Here is a 3,544-nt window from a genome sequence, read left to right as displayed (position 1 = left end):
TTATGTAGCGATCACTGCAATTTGTGGTTGCAAAAAAAATCAGGAATTAACAGGTAACTCCCCAGACCTTTTGAGCTCCGGTAGTCAATTAAATTCCATTCAACCATTTTCTGTTCTGTTTAACGGAGATGCAACCAATGGATCTGCCAATGTCTGGAAAGACATTAATATTGAAGGTACGGGAACTGTTACTACAGTAAACGACGAAACCAACACGCTGACGTGGAAATTTCTTAAACCTGCAAACAGCCATCGTACGGAAGGCCACGGGGCAAAGAATTATCAGGCATCAGAGGGAGATCTGATTTATATTGGCTGGACCAGTAAGATCTACATGCCGCAAAATCTCAAGACAGAGGCCATTTTTCAGTGGAAATCTTATCCCACAGACGGAGCTTTGCAAAACCATCCAATTATGCTCAGAACCAAAAATGGAGCGCTGGAATTACAGCATTTTGACGACAATCATGTAGCTACAGTTCCATGGTCTACAACGCTTTCAACCAACACCTGGCTAACTTTTGTGATTGGTATGAAAGTATCCCGCGATCCAGCAGTCGGTTACATTGAATTTTGGTACAATGGTGTCAAGCAGACTCTATCCAATAATGCCCAGCGTTTGTACTGCCGTACCCTGGATGTGAATATTTGCGATCCTAAATGGGGAGTGTATGGGGGAGATACAGATCAAGTTTCCCATTTCGTGAAAAAAATAAGAATTGCAAATACCTATCAGGAGGCTGCTCAATAAGCTATATATGAAGAATGTCGGGCCATTTCCAAATGGTCCAACATTCTTCATGTACGAATAAACAGTACATCCATTAAAAGATTCAGATTATTTTTTGGTTATTAAAACAAATTTCTATTTTTGTCATTCATCTGATGATATGACGACAATAATTACCAAGAAATCATTGGCCGACGAAGTAGCAGCAAGATTACAGGAACAAGTTTCTCTTGGGCATTATAAAGTTAATGATAAACTCCCTATTGAGCCAGAGCTGATGAAGCGCTTTGGAGTAGGAAGATCGACCATCAGAGAAGCAATAAAGATTCTTGTAAATTCAGGGTTATTGCGCGTACAGCAGGGACTTGGTACTTTCGTAGAACCATTTACCGGTAGCCGGGAACCCATGGATCAGCGGTTAAAACGGGCCGACATACACGATTTGAATGAAGTAAGGCAACTGCTCGAAATGAAAATCGCAGAAAAGGCAGCAGTAAGCCGCACAGACGCTGATATTTTAATAATGAAACAACACCTGGCAAAAAGAAAACAATACGCCAAAGATGGTTTATTAAAGGAATGCATTGAGGCAGATATTGATTTTCATACTGCACTGGCAGAAGCCTCTAAAAACGAAGTTCTGGCAGATTTGTATAAATCTGCATCTGTACATGTAAAAAAATGGTTTTTTGATATTTACAAAGACACAGAAATATTCACTCTTAGTCAGCCTTCCCACGAGCAACTCTTAAAATACATTATTGCAGGCGAAAGCAAAAAAGCCTGGAATACTTCTGCAAAAATAATAGGCCAAATTTTATAATATTTTTTTACCCTTAATCATCAGATGATCTGATTTATTTTTAATTATGAAACCTCTTACCCAGCAAGCCACAACGGTTGACACGAAAGACCTGGTTCAAAAGACAGTATTCTCGGTTCTTTTTACCATTAGTTTTACTCATCTGCTGAATGACATGATGCAATCGGTCATACCAGCTATTTACCCTCTGATCAAACAAAACTTCAAGTTATCCTTTACCCAAATCGGGATGATTACCTTTACTTTTCAACTTACGGCTTCTTTATTGCAGCCCTTTGTTGGATTTTATACAGATAAAAAACCTCGTCCATATTCTCTTGCTGTTGCCATGGCTTTTACCTTAGCAGGTCTGGTGCTTTTGTCTACTTCCGGCAGTTTCCTAAGTTTACTGATCGCGGTCAGTATGATTGGAATTGGTTCTTCTATCTTTCATCCTGAATCTTCCAGGGTAGCCCATTTAGCCTCAGGAGGGAAGAAGGGGCTGGCTCAATCTATTTTTCAACTGGGCGGAAATGCAGGAAGTGCAATTGGCCCGTTGCTTGCTGCATGGATTGTGATACCCTATGGCCAGTCCTATGTAATCTGGTTTGCCCTGGCAGCCATTCTGGGAATGATGATCTTAACCCGAATTGGTAAATGGTACAAGGAACATTTATATCTAAAGAAAAAAGCAGCGGTGAATACTGCTGAACCTGCAGGGCCAGCTTTGTCTAAAAGAAGAATATTGTTTTCACTGTCTATTCTGCTGGTGCTGATTTTTTCAAAGTATTTCTACATGGCCAGCATGACCAGCTATTTTACGTTCTATCTGATTGATAAATTTCATGTGTCGGTACAACAGTCTCAAATGTACCTCTTCGTATTTTTAGCTGCCGTAGCCGCAGGAACAATGATCGGCGGTCCTCTTGGAGATCGTTTTGGTAGAAAATATATCATCTGGATTTCTATTTTAGGAGCCGCACCTTTTACCTTGCTGTTACCTTTTGCAAGTTTATTCTGGACAGGTATACTCGCCGTGATTATAGGGGTCATCATCTCTTCTGCATTTTCTGCTATACTGGTTTATGCAACAGATCTGGTACCTGGTAAAGTAGGTATGATTGCAGGTTTATTCTTTGGCTTTGCCTTTGGAATGGGAGGTGTAGGCTCTGCATTTTTAGGTTGGATGGCTGATAAGACGAGTATTGAATATATATTTAAAATTTGTGCATTTTTACCGTTGATTGGTATTATCACTGGCTTCCTGCCCAATATTGAGCATCAGGTAAAATCACAAAAATAACATAGAGACAAGGCTATATCATACTGTATTGGTTGTTCGATAATCCGGCGTTTTAGCGCTGATTGTTCGACAAAAGTACCTGTTTGCCTAAGTTACGTCGCAGAAAGGGCGGAGAAGCTACGAACTAAGACGAAGCCAGATGTCTCTGTGTCTTGTCCTGATATAGCTTAACATTTTTATGTGTGTAATTGTGGTTTAAAAGGATATTTTTTTTAGATCAATCTATTCCTTAGATTTAGTTTCTAAATCAATCGAAATGAAGAAAATCATGTATATCTTGCTGTGTACAGGCGCATTTGCAGCCTGCACACAGCAGAACAAAAAGGGTAATGGAGAGGAGAATAAGAACTTTTCCAAACTTTGCGACCAATATTATGAAGAGGGTCTGAAGCTATTTCCTCTTAATGCAACTTATGCAGGCGATGATAGATATAATGATCTCCTCCCTAATGATGGCTCCGTTCAGTTTATTAATGAAACAAAAACCTTTTACACCAAATATCTCGACAGCCTGAAGGGCTACGACCGTGAAAAATTAAATGACAATGATAAGCTTTCCTATGATGTTTTAAAAGACCAGTTACAGGTGAGTTTGGATGGCTTAAAGTATCACTTTGAATACCTTCCATTTAATCAGATGTTTGCATTGCCGCTCACCTTCGGACAGCTCGGGTCAGGAACAGGTGCCCAGCCATTTAAAACGGTTAAG

3 protein-coding genes and 1 pseudogene are annotated in these 3,544 nt (G+C 39.9%); all 4 read left to right on the top strand.

Features of this window, described 5'->3' with window-relative positions:
• Window positions 1-751, top strand: a 751-nt coding sequence (locus VNZ46_RS03690; protein ID WP_325558740.1) for a heparin lyase I family protein, incomplete at its 5' end; no start/stop codon positions are given.
• A 139-nt stretch (window positions 752-890) separates the two neighbouring features.
• Entirely contained in the window at window positions 891-1,553 is a 663-nt protein-coding gene (locus VNZ46_RS03685; RefSeq protein ID WP_199081037.1) for a FadR/GntR family transcriptional regulator, read from the top strand.
• Between the two features lie 46 nt (window positions 1,554-1,599).
• The gene (locus VNZ46_RS03680; RefSeq protein WP_325558738.1) at window positions 1,600-2,835 is read left to right on the top strand and encodes an MFS transporter; all 1,236 of its coding nucleotides are present in this window, start codon (window positions 1,600-1,602) and stop codon (window positions 2,833-2,835) included.
• 256 nt (window positions 2,836-3,091) lie between these two features.
• A pseudogene (locus VNZ46_RS03675) lies at window positions 3,092-3,544 on the top strand (DUF885 family protein); the annotation flags it as partial.

Source organism: Pedobacter sp., from assembly GCF_035566355.1.
Taxonomy (GTDB): Bacteria; Bacteroidota; Bacteroidia; order Sphingobacteriales; family Sphingobacteriaceae; genus Pedobacter.
The sequence above is the reverse complement of the archived record's forward strand: the minus strand, read 5'-3'. Positions and strand labels throughout refer to the sequence as shown.

What these genes read in the sequence shown, in the direction of transcription:
- VNZ46_RS03685 (WP_199081037.1), top strand. Translation starts at nt 891, where the DNA reads ATGACGACAATAATTACCAAGAAATCATTGGCCGACGAAGTAGCAGCA.
- VNZ46_RS03680 (WP_325558738.1), top strand. Translation starts at nt 1,600, where the DNA reads ATGAAACCTCTTACCCAGCAAGCCACAACGGTTGACACGAAAGACCTG.